The 2,523-nt window shown below is 60.0% G+C and carries 3 protein-coding genes and 1 pseudogene; 2 read left to right on the top strand and 2 right to left on the bottom strand.

The annotated features are described in order from the left end of the window. Positions 1-423: hydroxyacylglutathione hydrolase C-terminal domain-containing protein (locus Q0341_RS03350; RefSeq protein WP_299510551.1), on the top strand; the 423-nt coding region annotated here is incomplete at its 5' end. Further along, on the top strand, positions 420-2,024 hold the full coding sequence (locus Q0341_RS03345; RefSeq protein ID WP_299510550.1) for a transglycosylase SLT domain-containing protein: 1,605 nt from the start codon (positions 420-422) through the stop codon (positions 2,022-2,024). The genes Q0341_RS03350 and Q0341_RS03345, both read left to right, overlap by 4 nt. 9 nt (positions 2,025-2,033) lie before the next feature. Here Q0341_RS03345 and Q0341_RS03340 read toward each other — a convergent pair whose 3' ends face one another. Next, positions 2,034-2,366: a hypothetical protein gene (locus Q0341_RS03340; protein ID WP_299510549.1), complete on the bottom strand. Its 333-nt coding sequence runs from the start codon at positions 2,364-2,366 to the stop codon at positions 2,034-2,036. Continuing rightward, positions 2,309-2,523: pseudogene (locus Q0341_RS03335) on the bottom strand (ABC transporter substrate-binding protein); the annotation flags it as partial. The gene Q0341_RS03340 and the pseudogene Q0341_RS03335, both read right to left, overlap by 58 nt.

Genomic DNA, 2,523 nt, shown 5'->3' with positions numbered 1-2,523 from the left:
GCTCAGCCCGCGTCGCAAGACCCCATTCTTTTTTGTGGCGACACGCTGTTTTCGGGTGGCTGCGGCCGCTTGTTTGAAGGCACACCGGCCCAAATGCTCGACTCATTAGACCGTCTGTCGGCCTTGCCAGATGCGACCCGGGTGTGCTGCGCCCATGAATACACGCTGTCCAACCTGAAGTTTGCCCTGGCCGTTGAGCCCGGCAACAAGGCCCTGCAAGCTTACGCCGCCTTGTGCACACGGCTTCGAAGCCAATCCCTGCCGACCTTGCCCGTGGCCTTGCAAACCGAGCGCGCCATCAACCCTTTTTTACGAAGCCGACAAGCCGCTGTGGCCACCGCTGTGCAACAGCACGACCCCCATGCCGAGGGTGACATTGCCACCTTTGCCGCCCTTCGCCAATGGAAAAACGACTTCCGATGAACCTGACCTCCTTTGCCAAAGCCTCTTGCGTTCGCCCCAGCTGGGTTTTGTTGCTGGCTTTGTTCATGTCGGGCTGTGCCACCCAGCTCCAGACATCCGAAGGCGCTCAGCCTGCCCTGACCACCGCTTCAAGTGCGACAGTTGAGACCATTGCGGCACCCACACAAACCCAGCCCACCCCGGTCATCACCGCCCCCATCGCTGAAGCAGCCCCGCCAGTGGCTGCCATCAACATGGAACGGCCCGTTGAGCTCAGCCCCAACGCCACCTTGGGCATTCAAGCTGAAATCGACATCTGGGAGCGCATCCGCCGCGGCTTTGCCATGCCTGACCTGGACAACGACTTGGTGCGCAACCGCGAGCAGTGGTATGCCAGCCGGCCCGACTACATGCTGCGCATGACGGAGCGCTCACGGCCTTACCTGTTCCACATCGTTGAAGAATTAGAGCGGCGCAACATGCCCACCGAGTTGGCCTTGCTGCCTTTCATCGAGTCGGCCTTCAACCCACAAGCTGTGTCCAGTGCCAAGGCTGCAGGCATGTGGCAATTCATGCCCGCCACCGGCAAGTATTTCGATCTGAAACAAAACCTGTTCAGGGACGAGCGTCGCGATGTGTTGGAGTCCACCCGGGCTGCGCTCGATTACCTGCAAAAACTTCACACGATGTTTGGCGACTGGCACCTGGCCTTGGCCGCGTACAACTGGGGAGAAGGCAGCGTAGGCCGTGCACTGGCGCGCAACAAAGCGCAAGGCAAGCCGCTGACGTACACCGACCTGCGCATGCCCGACGAAACACGCTACTACGTGCCCAAACTGCAAGCGGTCAAAAACATCGTGGCCCAGCCCGATGCGTTCAGTACCGCACTGCCCCTGATCCAGAACCACCCTTACTTCAAGAGCGTGGCCATTGAGCGCGACATCGATGTGGCCGTGGCCGCCAAACTGGCCAACGTGAGTCTGGAAGACTTCAAGACCCTGAACCCAGCCATGAACCGCCCCGTCATTTTGGCGGCCGGCACGCCGCAGATTTTATTGCCCTGGGACAATGCCACGGTTTTTGAAAACAACCTGCAAGCGCGCCCCGATCGCCGTCTGTCGAGCTGGACGGCATGGCAAGCACCGCGCACCATGAAAGCCGAAGATGTGGCCAAACAGGTCGGCATGCCTGTGCAACAACTGCGCTCAGTCAACGGCATTCCCGCTAGGATGCTGGTCCGAGCCGGCTCCACCTTGTTGGTGCCCCGCCAAGGCCACATGAACAACGATGTGAGTGAACACTTGGCCGACAATGGCCATTTGCTCTTGGCCCCAGAAGTTCGATTGCGGAAAATTTTCATCAAGGTCCGCAAGAACGACAGCTTGGCAAGCTTGGCCTCGCACCACGGGGTCACCACCGCCAACCTGGCCACTTGGAACAAGCTCCAACCCAACGCACGCATGCGCGCGGGCCAAAAACTGGCCGTCTATGTGCCCGCCAAAAGCACCCGCAGCGTCAGCAAATCCAACCCGCGTCGTGTGAGCAAGGTCCGGGCCAAAGCCAGCCAGAAAACCAGCCCTAAAACCAGCAGCTCTAAGTCCAGGCCCGTGGCCCAACGGTGACTCGCCTGTTCAGCCCAAGACCCGCCCTCGAAACGCTTGGGCGTTTTGGGCAAAGACATTGGTAAAGGTTCGGGCGGTGATCAGGGGCTGGCGCACAGAAGAACCCTTCAATCGGGCATAGGCCCGCCACGCATTGTCCACCTCTTCGCCCCTGACCAGCCCATCCACGGCATAAGACTCGCGCAAGCCTTGGAAGGCCCCCAAATATACGGCGCGGTCGCCCATCCAGTGACTGGCCGGCACGGTTTTCAATATATCGGTCAGTCCTGCTGTTTGAAGCCACTTCAGGGCATGGACCACGGCATCGCTGAGGGCTTGCACACGTTGAGGGTGGCGTTGCAAAAAATCTGCATGCGCAAACAAACTTGCGCCCGGCACAGCCCCCCCATCAATTGCCGCGTCCCTTTGAGCGTGCGGGCATCGCCCAACAAACGGATTTCGTTTTTTTGTTCCAGCCAATGCATGACCGGGTCGGGGTTGCACAAAGCGTCGATGCGGG

Source organism: uncultured Limnohabitans sp. (genome assembly GCF_937889215.1).
Lineage (GTDB): Bacteria > Pseudomonadota > Gammaproteobacteria > Burkholderiales > Burkholderiaceae_C > Limnohabitans_A.
Note: the sequence above shows the minus strand (reverse complement) of the source record. Positions and strands in the feature narration are given on the sequence as shown.